Origin of the sequence: Paraburkholderia edwinii (assembly GCF_019428685.1) — a bacterium.
In the GTDB taxonomy this organism is placed as follows: domain Bacteria; phylum Pseudomonadota; class Gammaproteobacteria; order Burkholderiales; family Burkholderiaceae; genus Paraburkholderia; species Paraburkholderia edwinii.
Map to the genome: position 1 here is coordinate 3,125,819 of NZ_CP080096.1, position 17,660 is coordinate 3,143,478.

Sequence of the window (17,660 nt, forward strand, 5' to 3'; positions counted from 1 at the left end):
AAACCTGTCTATAGTCGCGCCATATACCGCGCGGCCTCGCGTTGAGACAGGAGGAGAGATTCCGATGAACAATGCCGAACTCAAAGCCCGTAAGGACGCCGCCACACCGCGCGGCGTCGGCGTGACCTGCGACTTCTTCGCCGAGCGTGCCGAAAACGCCGAGTTGTGGGACATCGAAGGCCGCCGCTTTATCGACTTCGCGTCGGGTATCGCGGTCAATAACACCGGGCACCGCCATCCGAAGATTGTTGCGGCCATTCGCGCGCAGCTCGATCGGTTCACGCATACCGCGTATCAGGTCGTGCCGTATGCGTCTTATGTCGAGCTCGCTGAAAAGATCAACCGCCGCGCGCCCGGCGACGCTCCGAAGAAGACCGCATTCTTCACCACCGGCGCCGAGGCCGTTGAAAACGCGATCAAGATCGCGCGCGCCGCGACCGGTCGACCCGGCGTCATCGCATTTAGCGGCGCGTTTCATGGCCGCACGCTGATGGGCATGGCGCTGACGGGCAAAGTCGCGCCGTACAAGGTCGGCTTCGGTCCGTTTCCGTCCGATGTCTTTCACGCGCCGTTTCCGAATCCTCTGCATGGCGTAACAACCGAAGACTCGCTTAGAGCGCTCGATACGCTATTCAAGGCCGATGTCGATCCGAAGCGCGTCGCGGCCATCATCTTCGAACCCGTACAAGGCGAAGGCGGTTTCTATCAGGCGCCGGCCGACTTCGTGCGCGCATTGCGCCAGCTCTGCGATCAGCACGGCATCCTGATGATCGCAGATGAAGTGCAAACGGGCTTCGCCCGCACGGGCAAACTGTTCGCGATGCATCACTACGACGTCGCGCCCGACCTGATGACAATGGCCAAGAGTCTCGCGGGCGGCATGCCGCTATCGGGCGTCGTCGGCCGCGCGGACATCATGGACGCGCCGGCGCCGGGCGGCCTCGGCGGCACCTATGCGGGCAATCCGCTCGCGGTGGCGGCCGCGCTCGCGGTGCTCGACATCATCGACGAAGAGCAGTTGTGCGAACGCGCAAACCGGCTCGGCGAGCGGCTCAAGACCAGGCTCGGCGACCTGCAACGCAGCGTGCCGCAAATCGCCGATGTGCGTGGGCCCGGCGCGATGGTCGCCGTCGAATTCTGCCGGCCCGGCACGCATGAACCCGATGCGGAATACACGCGCCGCGTGCAGGCGCGCGCGCTCGAACGCGGTCTGTTGCTGCTCGTCTGCGGCGTTTATTCGAATGTGATCCGCTTTCTGTTTCCGCTCACGATTCAGGATGCGGTGTTCGATGAGGCGCTCGGCATTCTCGACGACGTACTGAAGGAAAACCACCGCGCGGCCGCCTGAGCGTTCATGCGGTTTCCGGAGCACGCGGGCCTCACTTTGGCTTCGCATAGACTTCACCCGCGCTTTATGGCCCCGTGCTCCGGCTAACCTCATCGGCGTGATACGAAGACCTCACAAGCGGGCCCGCCACCACCTCCTTGAAGCCGAGCCGCCTGCCGGCGTCGCGCCACGCCGCGAATGTTTCCGGCGGCACGTAGCGCCGCACGGGCATATGAAACTTCGAAGGCGCGAGATACTGGCCGATCGTCAGCACATCGACATCGTGCGCACGGATGTCGCGCATCGTATCGAGTAACGCCGCATCGGTTTCGCCGAGCCCCGCCATCAATCCGGATTTCGTCAGCATGGCCGGCTGCGCTTTTTTCACGCGCGCCAGCAGTTCGAGCGAACCTTCGTAGCTCGCGCCCGCGCGTGCGGCCCGATACAAGGCCGGCACCGTCTCCACGTTGTGATTGAACACATCGGGCCACGCAGCCGATAGTGCATCGAGCGCGCGTTCCACGCGTCCGCGAAAATCCGGCGTCAGCAGTTCGACGCGAATACCGGGCACTCGCTCGCGCAGCAACGCCACGCAGCGCGCAAAATGCGCGGCGCCGCCGTCGCGCAGATCGTCGCGATCCACTGACGTGATCACCACGTACCGCAGCCCCAACGCGGCCACCGCATCGGCGAGCCGTGCCGGTTCTGCTTCGTCGAGCGCATCGGGGCGGCCATGCGCGACATCGCAGAATGCGCAGCGCCGCGTGCACACGCCGCCCATGATCATGAACGTCGCGGTCCGTTGTGCGAAGCATTCGCCGATGTTCGGACACATCGCTTCCTCACAGACCGAATGCAGGCGATGCGCACGCAGAATCGCTGCCATGCCAGCCACCGTTTCGCTCATCATCGGTTTCGCATGCAGCCACGGTGGCTTCGGCAAGACGTCCGCGCGCACAGCAGGCACGATCTTGACCGGAATACGCGCCAGCTTGTCGCGGCTGCGCAGGCCGTGCTGCCCGAGCGCTGTCGCGCCCGAGCCGCCCGACGCTGAATGCTCGACTTCGTTGTGCCGCACGGCCTCGCGCATCGTCATGCTCCCCCGAAGAAGTCGTTCAACAGCCGATTCACTTCGGACGCCGCTTCCATATGCACCATATGGCCTTTGCCCTCGAGCACATGCACGCGGATATCGCCGGGCAATCCTTGCGCGTGCCGCGCGGGGATGATCTGGTCCTGCGCACCCCAGATCACCATCGCGCGCGGCGCCAGCGTGCCGACGCGGTCGCGGTAGATCTTCTGCTGCACGCCATCGACGAACGCGCGCGCCGCGATTTTCTGCAGTGCCTCGTTGACGCCTTCGAGCCGCTTGTACTTCACGATATCCTCGATCATTTGCCGCGTGACGAGTGCAGGGTCCGCGAACAGCTGCAGCATGTGCGGCTTCAAAGTATTGCGGCTGCTGCCCGCCACGAAGCCCTCGATATACGCGCGGTTGATCTCCTCGCCGAGCCCCGCGCCGCTGATCAGCGTCAGCGACGCGACCCGCGCCGGTGCATTCGCGGCGATCGTCATCGCCACGAGGCTGCCCATCGAATGCCCGACCAGATGCGCGCGCTCGATGCCGCGGTCGTCGAGAAACGCGAGTACCGCATCGGCCAGTTCCTCGACGCTGCCCGACTCGACGGCCTTGCCCGATTCGCCATGCCCCGGCAGATCGAGCGCCCACACCTCGCGGTGCGCGGCAAGGTCCGCATGATTGAACATCCATGCGTTGAGGTCGCCGCCGAAGCCGTGGATCAGCACCGCGGGCGTGCCGCCGCCCGCACCGACCTTCAGAAACCGCACGGTGCGGCCGCCAATCTGCGCTTTCTCCGGCTGCGGCCCGGAATCGGCCTCGGCCGCGGCCGCCGGCACGAAGTCGCGCTGGAATGCGGCGACCGCTTCGTCGATTTCGGCATCGGGCGTCTCGACGTCGGCGACGACGCCGAGCAGCGCGCCGACCGGCAAGGTATCGCCCTCCTGCGCGATCTGCCGGCGCAACGTGCCGTCGAAGGCGCACTCGACGCCCGATGAAATCTTGTCGGTCTCGACATCGAGCAGTTCGTCACCGCGGCTGACCTTATCGCCCATCGACTTCAGCCAGCCGTTGACCTGGCCCTGCTCCATCGACAGGCCCCACTTGGGCATCGTTACCATATGAATCGGCATTGCTCTTTACCTCTCTCAGTGCATCGTTCAGGGCGTCGCTCGGTGTGTCGATCAGTGGCTGGACTTCGTCGCTTTGGTGACCGCCGCGGCGATCTGATCCGCCGACGGGATGTACAGGTCCTCCAGCACGCTCGCAAACGGCGCGGGCGTGTGCGGCGCGGTGACGAGCTCGATCGGCGCCTTCAGCGAATGAAACGCCTTCTGCGCGACGAGCGCGGCGATATCGGTCGCCATCGAGCAGCGCGGATTCGCTTCGTCGACCACCACCACGCGGCCGGTCCGCTCCGCGCTTTCGAGGATCGTCTCCTCGTCGAGCGGCGAGGTCGTGCGCAGATCGATGATGTCGACGTGAATGCCGGTTTTCGCGAGTTTGTCGGCCGCTTCTGTCGCAAAGTGCACCATGCGGCCATACGTCACGATCGTCGCGTCGTCGCCTTCGCGCACGACGTTCGCCTCGCCGAACGGAATCGTGTACAGCTCTTCGGGCACGTCGCCTTCGCGGCCGTACAGCAACTTATGCTCGCAGAAAATCACCGGGTCGTTATCGCGGATCGCCTGAATCATCAGGCCCTTCGCATCGTACGGCGTCGAGGGGCACACCACTTTCAATCCGGGCACATGCGTAAACAGCGACGTCAGCATTTGCGAGTGTTGCGCCGCCGCGCGCAAGCCAGCGCCCTGCATCGTGCGGATCACAACCGGCGTCACCGCCTTGCCGCCGAACATATAGCGGAATTTCGCGGCCTGATTGAAGATCTGGTCGAAGCAGACGCCCATGAAATCGATAAACATCAGTTCCGCGACCGGCCGCATACCGCACGCGGCCGCGCCGACCGCCGCGCCGATAAAGCCGCCTTCCGATAACGGCGTATCGAGCACGCGCCCCGGATACTTGTGATAAAGCCCCTTCGTGACGCCGAGCACGCCGCCCCATGCGTCATGCTCGCCGGGCGCACCTTCGCCGCCCGCGTTGTCTTCGCCCATTACGATGACGCTTTCGTCGCGCGCCATCTCCTGACTCAACGCTTCGTTGATCGCCTGTGAATAGCTGATCTTGCGTGCCATGTCCGTCTCCTTGAATATCTCTACGCGTATGCGTGGCTTTGCTTGCAGCCGCTGGGTCAGTTAGGGATACGACACGTACACATCGGTCAGCAGATCTTCGGCGCCAGGCACCGGTGCCGCCTTCGCTTCGCTCACCGCATCGTCGATCAGCTGTTTCACTTTCGCATCGACGTCGCGCAGTTCGCCCGCGCTCAGCATCTCAGCGCGCACCACGCGTTCCTCGAAGCGCTTGAGGCAATCCTTCTCGTCGCGCAGTTTCTGCACTTCGCCGGCCGCGCGATACGTCTGTGCATCGCCTTCAAAGTGGCCGAAATAGCGCGACAGCTTCATTTCGACGAGCGTCGGCCCGCCGCCGCCGCGCGCGCGTTCGATCGCTTCGCCGACCGCTTCGTGCACCGCGAAGAAATCGAAGCCGTCGACGATCACACCCGGCATGCCGAATCCGCTCGCGCGGTCCGCGATGTTGTCCGCCGCCACAGCCCACGAGGACGAGGTCGATTCCGCGTAACCGTTGTTCTCCGCGATAAAGATCGCGGGCAGCCGCCAGATCGACGCGAGGTTCATCGACTCGAAAATCACGCCCTGATTCGATGCGCCGTCGCCGAAGAAGCACACGCCGACGCCGCCGGTCTTCTTGTACTTCGCCGCGAGCGCCGCGCCGCAAACCAGCGGCCCGCCCGCGCCGACGATGCCGTTCGCGCCGAGCATGCCCTTCGACAGATCCGCGATATGCATCGAGCCGCCTTTACCGCGGCAAACGCCGGTCGTGCGGCCGTAGATTTCGGCCATCATGCCGCGCACGTCGACGCCCTTCGCGATGCAGTGGCCGTGGCCGCGGTGGGTGGTCGCGACATAGTCGGCATCGTTCAGATGCAGCATCGTGCCGACCGCGGACGCCTCTTCGCCCGCATACAGATGCACGAAGCCCGGAATCTCGCCGGTCGCGAACTCGACATGCAGCCGCTCCTCGAATTCGCGGATCGTGCGCATCATGCGATACGCGTCCAGCAGCTTTTGCTTGCTCAACTGACTCGAAACAGACATGGTGTGTCTCCTTTCCGTCTGATCATCGGGTGATGTAATGGCGCTGCGCGGCCATCTCGCGCATCAATTGCCGCGACGCCGAATAACGCAGCGTGCGGCCCACGTCGACCGTCAACGGCCCGGCCCAGTCCAGCGCGATCTCATAGCGATCGTCGCGCTCCAGTTCGATTTCGCGTTCGCCATCGAAGGCGAGCGTGCCGCGCCCCGCGTCGAGCGGCAGCCATTCGCCGACTTCGAGCCGGTCGCAGGTGCGCATCGTCACCTGGCCGACGCGGCCCGGCGCGAGCGGCGCAAACACCGGCACGCCCGCTCCGCCGTCGTGTGCAAAGGTCAGATGCAAGCCGTGCGACGCGCTGCGTTCGACCGGCGCCCACGCGCCGCCGATCGACGACAGGCCAATGCCGTCGGGCGGCGCGAAGGTCAGATAGAGCGCGTCGATATCGGCCGGATCCGATACCGTGCGTGCGCCGATAAAACGCTGGCGGCTCACGCACACGTCGACGAGCGCGATCTCTTCGCGGCCGCGATTCGGGCCGGCGACGCAACGCACGACGAGCCGTTTGTTGCGCGTCAACGCGACGTCGGGCGGCACGACGCCGGCCGCGACGAGCGCGCCCGCGAGGCCCGCGACCGTCGCTTCGCGCATCTCGGGGAAGGCGTTATTGGTGCCGGTGGAAAGCGTGAGCAAGGGCACGCTGCCGCAATGCGCCGCGACCGCGCGATGCGTGCCGTCGCCGCCTAACACGGCGATCAGGTCGACGCCGGCGTGCACCATGTAGTCGACGCCCGCGTGCGTGTCCGTGACGCTGTCGGAGATCGGCAGATCGAGAAATTCGACGTCCGGCCAATGCTCGGGGTAGCCGAGCGCCGCATGCGTATCGAGTGCGCGGCATAGCAGCGCCGCGACGCCGGTCTTGTCGCGCAGCGTCAGCACGCGGCCGTCTCCGAGCATGCCGAGCCCCGCGAGCAGGCGCACGACCATGTTCGCCTTCTCGGCGGTCGGGAACACCGATGCATGAGTCGTTAGCCGGCGGATATCGCGGCCGGATGCGGGATTCGCGATCACGCCGACGGTGATGGGCGATGGCAAGGGTTGTCTCCGTTGATGAGGTGCGGCATGCGCTTTTGACGGAGCATTACTGCAATGCCCATGCCAAAAATTTTTGTTTTGGGTCAAAGCGTGGTGAGCCATCTGCATCAAGGCTCGCAGCGCCGGGGCGAGTGCGCGGCGCACTTTGGAAACGCAACATGACGCGGTGCAAGAGGGTCGACGTGTCTCACGTCTCGTATGTGACAAGCATTCCGAATGAACCGACGCGATCGGCCATCCACTGCCGGCGCGCGTTTTCGCGCTTTTCTCAGGCGCCATGGCCGTCTCACGCCACCTGAGACGATCGTCTCAACTGTCTCGCGTGCTGCATTGCGGTGTGATTAAGCGAGAGGGATGTGCTACAAGAAAGTTCCACCTCAGTGCGACGTTCGACGGGAGCCGCCATGCCCTACGTCTCTCAAACGCAGCACATCGATCGTGTTCGCGGCGCCATCGAAGGTCGCCTGCCTGCGCCGGCCGCGCCCGATGCGCAGCGGCTCGTGTCGTCGTGGCAGCGCTCTTACGAGCAATACCGGCTCGATCCCGGTTCCGTCGTCGGGCCTCGCGTGCTTACGTCTGCGGAATTACGCGAGGTACAAGGTAAGGAAGAAGCGTTTTTGCGCGCATCGGGGCAGTGCCTCACGCGCCTGCACGAGATGATTCGCGTTGCCGACTATTGCGTGCTGCTGACCGATGCGCACGGCGTGACGATCGACTACCGGCTCGAGCGCGACCGGCGCAGCGACTTCAAGCATGCGGGGCTTTATATCGGCTCGTGCTGGTCGGAACGCGAAGAAGGCACCTGTGCCGTCGCCAATGTGCTGACCGATCTCGCGCCGATCACCGTGCACAAGATCGATCATTTCCGCGCGGCATTCACCACACTGACCTGCAGTGCATCGCCGATTTTCGCGCCGACCGGCGAGCTGATCGGCGTGCTCGATGCGTCGGCTGTGCAATCGCCCGATAACCGCGACAGCCAGCGGCTCGTGTTTCAACTGGTGCGGCAAAGCGCGGCCTTGATCGAAGACGGCTACTTCCTCAATCAGACCGCACAGCATTGGTTGCTGTTCGGCCATCAAAGCCGCAACTTCGTCGAGGCGCAGCCCGAGGTGCTGATCGCGTTCGACGAATGCGGCAATATCGCGGCGTCGAACCGCAAGGCGCAGGAATGCATTGCGGGCCTCAGCGGTCCGCGTCACATCGATGAGATCTTCGATACGTCGGCGATTCATCTGCATGATGTCGCGCGCGGCGACACGATCGTGCCGCTGCGTTTGCGCGCGAGCGGCACGCTGCTGTATGCGCGGATTCGCGAGCCGCTGAAGCGGGTGTCGCGCGGCTTGCGCGCGCTGACGGGTGCGGCTGCGGCGGCGACTGCGGGTGCGTCCGGGTCCGCGTCTTTGTCGAGCGGCTCGCGCGATGCAGGCCGTCACACCGGCAGCGATGCGCTGCGCGATGTCGGCGCGCTGGGCCGCTTTCTGCGCAGCCGCGACGCGCGTATCGCACGCAATGCGGAGGTCGCATTGCGCATCGCCGGCAAGCGGTTGCCGATCCTCATACTCGGCGAAACGGGTGTCGGCAAGGAAGTATTCGCGCATGCACTGCACGATTCGGGCACGCGGCGCGCGCGGCCCTTCGTCGCCGTCAATTGCGGGGCAATTCCGGAATCGCTGATCGAGAGCGAACTGTTCGGTTATGCGCCGGGCGCCTTCACGGGCGCGCGCAGCCGCGGCGCGCGCGGCAAGATCGCGCATGCGCATACGGGCACGCTGTTTCTCGATGAGATCGGCGATATGCCGCTGAGTCTGCAGACGCGTCTTCTGCGCGTGCTCGCCGAAGGCGAAGTGATGCCGCTGGGCGGCGATACGCCAGTGCGCGTCGATATCGATGTGATCTGCGCGACGCACCGCGATTTACAGCGGATGGTCGCCGATGGCACGTTCCGCGAAGACCTGTATTACCGGCTAAGCGGCGCGACATTGCATATGCCGCCGCTGCGCGAGCGCGAAGACATACTCGACGTCGTACATGAAGTGTTCGATGAAGAAGCGCAAGGCGCCGGCCACGCGCTCACGCTCGATGCGCATCTCGCCGAGCGGCTCTGCGCGTTCGGCTGGCCCGGCAATATCCGGCAGCTGCGCAATGTGTTGCGCTATGCGTGCGCAGTGTGCGACGCGACGCGCGTCGATCTGCGCCATCTGTCACCGGACGTTGCGGCAATACTTGCGCCGGGCCATCTCGAGGCCGGCGGCCGTGCGCTTACGGCGCTTGCGCCGCTCGCGAATGCCGGCGACGAACGGGCTAGGATCGTCGATGCGCTGACGCGGCATCAGTGGCACCCGAACGCGGCGGCGCAGGCGCTCGGCATCTCGCGCGCAACGCTGTACCGCCGCATTGCAAAGCTGGGGATAGTCGGACCTCATCGGGGCTAGCCTGCGGCTCGCGGGTGTTCCGGCGCGGCGGGTTCGTTTAGCTGGCCGTCCACACGCTGATTGGCAAAGCGCTCCATGCGGTTTTATGCGCGGTTTTACGCGTGGGTTTTCGCTTTAGCGCGCGCTTTCGCCTTATCGCCGCGATGTGCCGTTACTGCTCGGCCAGTTTGCTGCGGCTCCGGTTACGGCCGAGATGGCGGCCACCCCCAACATGCGGTGCATCGGCGGTTTCGCTGTCGGTGAGGTCCGCGTAACGCCCATGGTGCCCCGAGCGCGACATCAGCTTTTCAGGAATGCTTGTCGCAAGAAGATAAGTCGTCCACGCGCCGAATGCGACCACCGCAAGGGCCAAAAGAAGGATCTGCATAACGTCTCCACAATGCTGCCGCGCCAATGCGCGGATGTTCAGCCTCGACATTACACAAGCTACATCGCCACAGCATGCACACTTTGACCGGTTGGCCTGAATCACAGTTCGGTTGGCAGAAAACACACGCAAAACGAACGCGCTAGCCGGCATTGAGCGTGGCGATACGCTGCGCGAGGCGCCGTAGGCGAACCCGCAATTCGGGCGGCTCGAGCACTTCGACATGCCCTGCAAAGCCGAGCAGCTGCTCGGCCGCATAGTCGAGCTGTTCGATGGGCAGCGTGACTTCCTGCCAGCCGTCTTCATCCGGCTCCGTGCTATGCGCCTGTTCGACCGCCGCGGCGCCAAGCCGGTCGAGCCGCAGCATCCCCTCCTGAGTCAGACGCAGGCGCGCGACGTTTTTCAACAGGCTCTTTTCGAATGCCGCGACCGAGCCTGCCCATTCGCTGCGCAGATCGAACGAATCGGGCCGCTCGAAAGTCTCGTCGAGCACGCTCAGATGCGTGATATTCGCGACCTTGTAGATGCGCAGCTGCGTGCGCGCACGCGCGACCAGGTACCAGTCGCCGGCTTTGTGCACAAGACCCAGCGGATCGCGAATTCGCTCGGGCTCGGGTTTGGAGCCGCGGTTGCCCGCGCCTGACGATGCCCAGCTCAGGTAGTGCATCGCGACGCGCTTCTGTTCCCACACCGCGCTTGCGAGCAACGTCAGGTGCGGCACCTGCGCGGGCCGCCGATACCAGCCGACCGGATCGATATGAAGCCGCGAGCCGATACGCGATGCGTCGGGCGCCGCATCGGGCAGCGCCGTGACGAGCTTCAGCTGCGCGGCGCGCAATTGTTCCGAGAGGCCAAGATCGGTTGCCGCGCCGGCGAGGCCCGCAATCGACAGCGTCTCGGCCTCCGCCTTCGTGATGCCGGTCAGCCGCGCGCGATAGCCGTCGAGCAGTGCGAAGCCGCCGCCCGGCCCGCGATCCGCGTAGACGGGCACGCCCGCCGCGCTTAAGTGATCGATATCGCGGTAGACCGTGCGCACCGATACGTCGAATTCCTCAGCGAGCGCTTGCGCGGTCACGCGGCCTTTGACCTGCAGCAACAGCAGCATCGACACGAGCCGGCTTGGGCGCAATTGCGTTCTCCGAAAAATTCATGACATCGGTTGTCAGCTATTGGCGAGTATAACTGGCGGCATGTGCGATTGATCAGGAGTTGCAACATGTCGGTGACTTACGTCATTCGTTTTCAGGTCATTCCGGAAAAGCTCGATCGTTTTATGCGCCTGCTCGACGGCGTGCTCGATGCGATGCGCGTCGAGCCGAATTTCCATCAGGCGATCCTGCATCGCGATCCCGATTGCCCTCACCGGCTCATGCTCTATGAAACGTGGGAGAGCCATGAAGACGTGCTCGCGGAACAATTGAACCGTCCGTACCGCCAGGCCTATCACGAGGCGCTGCCCGAGCTGCTCGCGAAACCGCGCGAAGTGACGATCTGGGAAGCCATGCGCGTCGATCGCAATATGCCGCGCACTGAGGTCGGGGCGTTGCAGGCATGAGTGCCTCGCCAGTGCAGCGGGCAAGTTCGGGCGCTGGCTCTTCAGGAGCTTCAGCTTCCGGGCGTCTTGGCGTCATGCAAGGCGCTGCCCTTTACGTCGGCGCCGTACTCGGCACGGGCGTCATCGCATTGCCTGCCTTGGCCGCGGAAGTGGCCGGCCCCGCATCGCTGATCGCGTGGGCTGCACTCGTGTTGCTGTCCGTGCCGCTTGCCGCGACATTCGCCGCGCTCGGCGCGCGTTACCCGGACGCAGGCGGCGTATCGACCTATGTGCGCAATGCGTTTGGGCCGCGCGCGGCCGCGATCATCGGCTGGTGCTTTTACTTCGCGGTGCCGGCGGGTTCGCCCGCCGCGGCCATGTTCGGCGGCGCCTACGTGGCTGCCGCGTTCGGCGGCGGTCAGGTTGCGGTGATCGGTACCGCGGCGGCGCTGATGCTGATCGTGACCGCCGCCAATGCGTTCGGCGTCACCGTGTCCGGGCGTTTGCAACTGGCGCTCGCGGTCGTGCTCGTCGCGCTGCTGCTTGCGGCGATCCTCGCATCGGCGCCGCATGCGCGCACGGCGAACCTGCAGCCGTTCGCGCCGCATGGCTGGCTCGCGATCGGCCCTGCGGCGGCGTTGCTGGTCTGGAGCTTCGCGGGTTGGGAAGCAATCACTCACCTTGCCGCCGAGTTTCGCCGCCCCGCGCGCGATCTGCCGCTTGCGACCGGCATCGCGGTATGTGTGGTCGGCTTGCTCTACATCGGCGTGGCGGCCGCAAGCGTGCTCGTGCTTGGGCCCGCGGCCGGCAAGTCGAGCGCGCCGCTTGCGGAACTGCTCGCGACGGGTCTTGGCGGCAAGGTGCAGGTGCTTGCGGCAGCCGCCGCGTTGCTGCTGACGCTAGGCACGATGAACGCGTATTTCGCCGGCGCCGCCAAGCTCGGCGCCGCGCTTGGGCGCGACGGCGCGCTGCCGGCGTGGCTCGCCGCGGGCAGCCGCGCCGGCGATGTGCCGCGCCGCAGTCTGCTGGTGGTTGCCGCGCTCGCCTTGATCACGCTGTGCGCGGCTGTGATTGCCGGCGTCGGGCCGCGGCCGCTCGTACTGCTGACGACCGGTTCGTTCGTCACGGTCTATGCACTCGGCACGGCAGCCGCGTTGCGCCTGCTGCCGAAGCGCAGTGGCGCACGCCGCTGCGCGTGCGTTGCGCTCGTCGCCGTTGCGGCATTGTTTGCAGCGACGGGCTGGTATCTGTTGTGGCCGTTGGCCATTACGGGCTGCGCGCTGCTTTATCTGCACGTGCGCGAGCGGTTCGCTACCCATGCCTCACAAAGCGATATATCGCAGTCCGTGAAGATCAGATGACCGTGAATTTTAATGCTTTAGCAACAAATTTTATTGACAAGCCGCGCCTCGCCAGACACACTCGTTGACATGCTTACGCTTATCTCCACCGCCATTGTCATTTGGAACCCGATGCGAGCCGCCATTAACGGCGGGCCATTGGGAGCGTTTGCGTATTAGCAGTCTGGAATAAACAAAACATCCCTAAGGCCCCGCCGGCAACGGAAGGGGCCTTTTTGTTTTGTGCGTGGCTTTCCGTTCTGTTCTCCGGCTCAATCGTCGATGGAGTACAACATGAACCAGGCAAGCCCGCAGTTCACCGATCCTTTATCGGATGTCTCACCACCCGAGGTCTCTTCACCCTGCGTGGAGAGACTGCCCAGGGTCGTCATGCACTTCGAAGTACAGCCAGGCGCAACGCTGTCCTGGCGAGTCGAGGAGCACTGCGAACTGAACGTGAACAGTGAGCGCGTATGGCTGACGCGCGCTTCATCGCCTTACGACTACTGGCTGCAGCCCGGCTATTCGATTCAATTGCGACGCGGCGAGCGCGTATGGGTCAGCACCGATGGCAAGCTTGCCGCGCGCCTTTCGTTAGTCACTTATCCGCGCAAACGGCGTGGCGTGTTTTATCGTTGGCTTGAGCGTTTGTCGCGACTGAATCCGGACATTTATGCACCGAACTCGCGGTGATCTTGCCAGCTGCGCATTGGGGACGCTAAAGGTCGCCAAGACGAAGTGGCAAAGAAGAAAACGGGAAGCACGCTGCTGCCGCGCGATGCTGTTGCGCGGCAGCGCTTTCAGCGCGTGGATAGATTGCGGCCGGGTTGCCGCCGCCCACTACTGCGCGGTGGTCGACGCGCCGCTCGGCGTGATCTTCACCGCAGCTGCCGAGACAAACACAGCATGCACCGTGTCGCCAACCTTCAGGCTCTTCAGGTCGATGTCCGGACCGACATCGAGCGTCTGCGTTTGATACGCGCCACGCAACGTGACCATGCGCTTCTTACGGTCGATCTTCTGCACGGTGGCGAGCACTTCGATCTGCTTCGCGGTTTGATAACCGCCCGACGCCGGCTGATAGACCTGCGTGTCGACGCGCTCGCGAATGCCCTTGTCGGCGCCCTTCACTTTTTCCGCGGTTACGAGCAAAGCGTTCTTGTACTCGGCATCGACGTTATCGCCGACCTTGAGCTTGTCGAAGCCCGGCACCTCGTCGCTGACCAGAATCATCGCCGTGCGCCCGTTCGGACCTTGCAGCGTGACGGTACGTGAGGCCGTATCGATAGCCACGATCTTCGCCTGGATATGCACCGGCTGCACCGCGCTCACGACATCTTGCGCGGAATTGGCAAGTGTGTCTTGCGCATACGCGGGCTGTGCCATATACGCGAGCGCGACCAGGGCGGCTGCTCCCATTGCTTTCTTCATTCGGGTTCTCCTTCAAGAGCGTTTTCAGTCACTGGCTAATACGGGCTTTTATAAAAATATGCCGTATTGAAAAACAGTTCGTCATCCAGACGAAAACGCATCATAACCCAGCTGAAAGCCAATAGATCCCGCGATTTTTCAGATTGTGTAAAAGTTTGGATGCCTTTTGAATTGTGAAGCGAAGGCTTCACGCATGCAGCACTCATGCAGCACTCATTTAGCATTCACGCCGCGGGAAAAGCGTTGCAAAACGTTAAGCTTTTCCCGCCGTGCGATGTGTCACATGCGACGGTTCATCACACGCGTTCAAGCGCAATGGCAATGCCCTGCCCGACACCGATGCACATCGTGCACAGGGCAAAGCGGCCCTGCGTGCGCTGCAACTGATACATCGCGGTCGTCACGAGACGCGCGCCGCTCATGCCGAGCGGATGACCGAGCGCAATTGCGCCACCGTTCGGATTGACGCGCGGATCGTCGCCGGCCACGCCGAGCATGCGCAGCACGGCGAGACCTTGCGATGCGAATGCTTCGTTCAGTTCGATGACATCGAACTGGTCGAGCTTCATGCCAAGGCGCGCAAGCAGTTTTTGCGTAGCAGGCGCGGGGCCGATGCCCATCACGCGCGGCGCCACGCCGGCCGTCGCCACGCCAAGCACACGTGCGCGCGGCGTCAGACCAAAACGTTGCGCGATCGCTTCGTTTGCAAGCAACAATGCAGCGGCGCCATCGTTGACGCCCGACGCGTTGCCGGCCGTCACCGTGCCGTCGGCGCGCACCACGCCTTTGAGTTTCGCCAGCGCTTCAAGGCTCGTTTCGCGCGGATGTTCGTCATTCGAAACGACGAGCGGATCGCCCTTCTTCTGCGGCACCGTCACCGCGACGATTTCCTGCGCGAGCGTGCCGTCGCGTTGCGCACGCGACGCGTTCAACTGGCTGCGCAGCGCGAACGCGTCCTGATCGGCACGGCTCACGTTGAATTCCTGTGCGACGTTCTCGCCCGTTTCCGGCATCGAATCGACGCCATACATCTGCTTCATGAGCGGATTGACAAAGCGCCAGCCGATGGTCGTATCGAAGATGTCGGCCTGGCGCGCGAATGCGGTGGTCGCCTTGCCCATCACGAACGGCGCGCGGCTCATGCTTTCGACGCCGCCCGCGATCATCAGCCCCGCTTCGCCGGCCTTGATGGCGCGCGCGGCAATACCGACCGCGTCCATGCCCGAACCGCACAGCCGGTTGATGGTCGAGCCCGGCACGCCTTGCGGCAGGCCCGCGAGCAACAACGACATGCGCGCGACGTTACGGTTGTCTTCGCCGGCCTGATTCGCGCAGCCGTAGATCAGATCGTCGACGGCGTTCCAGTCGACTTCCTTGTTGCGCTCGATCAGCGCCTTCAACGGCACGGCGCCGAGGTCGTCTGCGCGAACCGACGACAGGGAACCTGCGTAGCGGCCGATCGGTGTGCGAATGGCGTCACAGAGGAAAGCTTCACTCATCTTGGTATCTCCGACATTGCTTCAACGGGCTTGCTGGGAAAGACCATTTGTTCTATATGCGAACTTATGGTCTAATATCGAACAATTTTACACCGATGATAGGCGTGCGCGGAAAAGCCTGTCAACGTCTGCGCGGATGGGCTTTTGCCCTGCGGCTGGTCTGCTGCATTGTCCGCGCTTCGTCCGCTTTGCTCTCCATCGCCCGCAAACATGGCCACCCATCAAGACACTCGAACGCTGCAACCCGCCCCCGTCACGGACGCGGATGTGCCGGACAAACCGGGCGACTCCTACGTGCAATCGTTCGCGCGCGGCCTCGCGGTGATTCGCGCGTTCAATGCGGAGCGCCCCGCGCAAACGCTGACCGACGTCGCGGCCGCGACCGGCCTCACGCGCGCCGGCGCGCGCCGCATCCTGCTGACGCTGCAAACGCTCGGTTACGTGGAAGCCGATGGGCGCCTGTTCCGCCTCACGCCGCGCATTCTCGATCTCGGCTTCGCCTATCTGACGTCGATGCCGTTCTGGAACGTCGCCGAGCCTGTGATGGAAGAACTATCGGCAGAGGTGCACGAAAGCTGCTCGGCGGCCGTGCTCGACCGCACGGAGATCGTCTATGTGCTACGCGTGCCGACGCACAAGATCATGACCATCAATCTTTCGATCGGCAGCCGTCTGCCCGCATGGTGCACCTCGATGGGACGCGTGCTGCTTTCGTCACTCGACGATGCCGCGCTCGATGCTGTGCTCGACGCATCGAACCTGCACGCGCACACGCCGCGCACGGTCACCGGCAAAGACGAGCTCAAGCAGATCATCGCGCAGGTGCGCCGCCAGGGCTGGGCGATCACCGATCAGGAGCTCGAAGAAGGCCTGATTTCGATATCGGCGCCGATTCGCAACCGGCAAGGCCGCATCATCGCGGCAATGAATATCAGCGGGAACGCGCAGCGCAATTCGGCCAAACAGATGATGAAGACGTTTCTCGAACCGCTGCAAAAAGCGGCGCAGAACGTCTCCGAGATGGTCGCGCTGCGCGGGTGAAATCGCGTGGCTGGCCAACGTGTGGCTGAAAAACGCGCGCGTGAAGCGTGAATAGCGCGCGCGCAAGAACACACGATTACCGGCTCAAATAGCGCTCGACAAGCCGTGCCCAATACGCCGCTCCGATCGGCAGATTTCGATCGTTGAAATCGTAGTGCGGGTTGTGCACCATGCAGCCGTCTTCGCCGACGCCGTTGCCGAGGCGCAAAAACGTGCCCGGCCGCTGCTGCAGCATGAACGAAAAATCTTCGCTGCCCATCAGCATGTCCGTATGGGCGACGACGTTGTCGTTGCCGACCAGTTCGCGTGCGACTTCAATCGCGAACTCCGTCTCCGCGTCCGAATTGATCACGACCGGATAACCTTCGATGTACTCGACATTCGCCTTGCCGCCGTAACTCGCGGCCTGGCCCTCGGCCAGTTCCGTGATGCGCTTTTTCAGCAACGCGCGCACTTCGGCGCTAAACGAGCGCACGCTCAGTTCGAGCTTCGCAGTGCCGGGAATCACATTGTTGACGGTGCCCGCATGCATCGAGCCGACCGTCACAACCGCGGGCTGAGCGGGGTCCACATTGCGCGCGACGACGGTCTGCAAGGCCATCACGATACTCGCGGCAATCACGACCGGATCGACCGTCAGATGCGGCCGCGCCGCGTGGCCACCCACGCCTTCGACGGTGATCACCGCCTTGTCGCCGGCGGACATGAACGGACCTTTGCGGAACAGGAACTTGCCGGGCTCGGCGCCCGGATGGTTGTGCATGCCGAACACCGCGTCGCACGGAAAGCGCTCGAACAGACCGTCTTCGATCATCTTCTTCGCGCCGCTGTCGATACCGCTTTCTTCCGCTGGTTGAAAGTACAGATGCACCGTGCCGGAGAAACGGCGCGTCTGCGCCAGATGTTGGGCGGCGCCGAGCAGCATCGTCGTGTGGCCGTCGTGGCCGCACGCGTGCATCTTGCCGTGCGTGCCGCTCGCGTAGGGCAGCCCCGTCTGCTCGATGATCGGCAGCGCGTCCATGTCCGCGCGAATGCCGATGCTGCGCGTGCCAGTGCCCGCTTTCAGCGTGCCGACCACACCGGTGCGGCCGACGCCGCGCGTGACCTGCCAGCCCCACGCTTCGAGTTTGCTTGCGACGAGCGCGGCGGTCTCGACTTCTTCGTAAGCGAGTTCGGGATGGTGGTGAATCTGGTGGCGGATGTCGCGCAACGAGGCGGCGGCGGGTTCGAGATCGGCTACTTCGGCAAAACGGGCTGCGTCTGTCATCGACTGGCT

The 17,660-nt window shown here is 64.0% G+C and carries 16 protein-coding genes; 6 read left to right on the forward strand and 10 right to left on the reverse strand.

The window, feature by feature from the left end:
- Positions 1-64: 64 nt before the first annotated feature.
- Positions 65-1,348, forward strand: a complete 1,284-nt coding sequence (locus KZJ38_RS35260) for a 4-aminobutyrate--2-oxoglutarate transaminase (RefSeq protein ID WP_219801629.1) — start codon at positions 65-67, stop codon at positions 1,346-1,348.
- 64 nt (positions 1,349-1,412) lie between these two features.
- On the opposite strand, the gene lipA is transcribed toward KZJ38_RS35260, so the two are convergent.
- Genes lipA through KZJ38_RS35285 form a run of 5 tightly spaced genes read right to left on the reverse strand, consistent with a single transcriptional unit; the run spans position 1,413 to position 6,737 of the window.
- Complete coding sequence (gene lipA, locus KZJ38_RS35265; protein ID WP_219801630.1) at positions 1,413-2,417, reverse strand: lipoyl synthase; 1,005 nt, start codon at positions 2,415-2,417, stop codon at positions 1,413-1,415.
- 2 nt (positions 2,418-2,419) lie between these two features.
- Positions 2,420-3,538, reverse strand: coding sequence for an acetoin dehydrogenase dihydrolipoyllysine-residue acetyltransferase subunit (locus tag KZJ38_RS35270; protein ID WP_219801631.1), 1,119 nt, complete (start codon positions 3,536-3,538; stop codon positions 2,420-2,422).
- A 51-nt stretch (positions 3,539-3,589) separates the two neighbouring features.
- A complete protein-coding gene (locus tag KZJ38_RS35275) occupies positions 3,590-4,603 on the reverse strand; it encodes an alpha-ketoacid dehydrogenase subunit beta (protein ID WP_219801632.1) in 1,014 nt (337 codons plus the stop codon).
- Positions 4,604-4,663: 60 nt separating this feature from the next.
- Positions 4,664-5,647 carry a thiamine pyrophosphate-dependent dehydrogenase E1 component subunit alpha gene (locus KZJ38_RS35280; RefSeq protein WP_219801633.1) on the reverse strand — a complete coding sequence of 328 codons (984 nt, stop codon included), beginning with the start codon at positions 5,645-5,647 and terminating at the stop codon, positions 4,664-4,666.
- A gap of 22 nt (positions 5,648-5,669) precedes the next feature.
- Positions 5,670-6,737, reverse strand: coding sequence for an ATP-NAD kinase family protein (locus KZJ38_RS35285; RefSeq protein WP_219801634.1), 1,068 nt, complete (start codon positions 6,735-6,737; stop codon positions 5,670-5,672).
- A 404-nt stretch (positions 6,738-7,141) separates the two neighbouring features.
- Here KZJ38_RS35285 and KZJ38_RS35290 point away from each other — a divergent pair, with 404 nt between their 5' ends.
- Positions 7,142-9,172 carry a sigma-54-dependent Fis family transcriptional regulator gene (locus KZJ38_RS35290; protein ID WP_219801635.1) on the forward strand — a complete coding sequence of 677 codons (2,031 nt, stop codon included), beginning with the start codon at positions 7,142-7,144 and terminating at the stop codon, positions 9,170-9,172.
- 151 nt (positions 9,173-9,323) lie between these two features.
- Here KZJ38_RS35290 and KZJ38_RS35295 read toward each other — a convergent pair whose 3' ends face one another.
- Both KZJ38_RS35295 and KZJ38_RS35300 read right to left on the reverse strand, forming a co-directional pair.
- A complete protein-coding gene (locus KZJ38_RS35295) occupies positions 9,324-9,539 on the reverse strand; it encodes a hypothetical protein (protein WP_219801636.1) in 216 nt (71 codons plus the stop codon).
- Positions 9,540-9,681: 142 nt separating this feature from the next.
- Entirely contained in the window at positions 9,682-10,668 is a 987-nt protein-coding gene (locus KZJ38_RS35300; RefSeq protein ID WP_219801637.1) for a helix-turn-helix transcriptional regulator, read from the reverse strand.
- An 87-nt stretch (positions 10,669-10,755) separates the two neighbouring features.
- On the opposite strand from KZJ38_RS35300, the gene KZJ38_RS35305 reads away from it, so the two are divergent.
- The 3 genes from KZJ38_RS35305 (at position 10,756) to KZJ38_RS35315 (ending at position 13,106) form a co-directional block, all read left to right on the forward strand.
- Positions 10,756-11,094: a putative quinol monooxygenase gene (locus KZJ38_RS35305; RefSeq protein WP_219801638.1), complete on the forward strand. Its 339-nt coding sequence runs from the start codon at positions 10,756-10,758 to the stop codon at positions 11,092-11,094.
- A 74-nt stretch (positions 11,095-11,168) separates the two neighbouring features.
- Complete coding sequence (locus KZJ38_RS35310; protein WP_246641931.1) at positions 11,169-12,434, forward strand: APC family permease; 1,266 nt, start codon at positions 11,169-11,171, stop codon at positions 12,432-12,434.
- A 273-nt stretch (positions 12,435-12,707) separates the two neighbouring features.
- A complete protein-coding gene (locus tag KZJ38_RS35315) occupies positions 12,708-13,106 on the forward strand; it encodes a DUF2917 domain-containing protein (protein WP_219801640.1) in 399 nt (132 codons plus the stop codon).
- Positions 13,107-13,253: 147 nt separating this feature from the next.
- Here KZJ38_RS35315 and KZJ38_RS35320 read toward each other — a convergent pair whose 3' ends face one another.
- Together KZJ38_RS35320 and pcaF are read right to left on the reverse strand one after the other, a co-directional pair.
- Positions 13,254-13,844 (reverse strand): copper-binding protein, encoded by a 591-nt coding sequence (locus KZJ38_RS35320; protein ID WP_219801641.1) that lies wholly within the window; start codon positions 13,842-13,844, stop codon positions 13,254-13,256.
- Positions 13,845-14,140: 296 nt separating this feature from the next.
- A complete protein-coding gene (pcaF, locus tag KZJ38_RS35325; protein ID WP_219801642.1) occupies positions 14,141-15,343 on the reverse strand; it encodes a 3-oxoadipyl-CoA thiolase in 1,203 nt (400 codons plus the stop codon).
- A 210-nt stretch (positions 15,344-15,553) separates the two neighbouring features.
- On the opposite strand from pcaF, the gene KZJ38_RS35330 reads away from it, so the two are divergent.
- Positions 15,554-16,384 (forward strand): IclR family transcriptional regulator, encoded by an 831-nt coding sequence (locus KZJ38_RS35330; RefSeq protein ID WP_219801643.1) that lies wholly within the window; start codon positions 15,554-15,556, stop codon positions 16,382-16,384.
- A gap of 76 nt (positions 16,385-16,460) precedes the next feature.
- Here KZJ38_RS35330 and KZJ38_RS35335 read toward each other — a convergent pair whose 3' ends face one another.
- On the reverse strand, positions 16,461-17,651 hold the full coding sequence (locus tag KZJ38_RS35335) for a M20 aminoacylase family protein (RefSeq protein WP_219801644.1): 1,191 nt from the start codon (positions 17,649-17,651) through the stop codon (positions 16,461-16,463).
- Positions 17,652-17,660 lie beyond the last annotated feature (9 nt).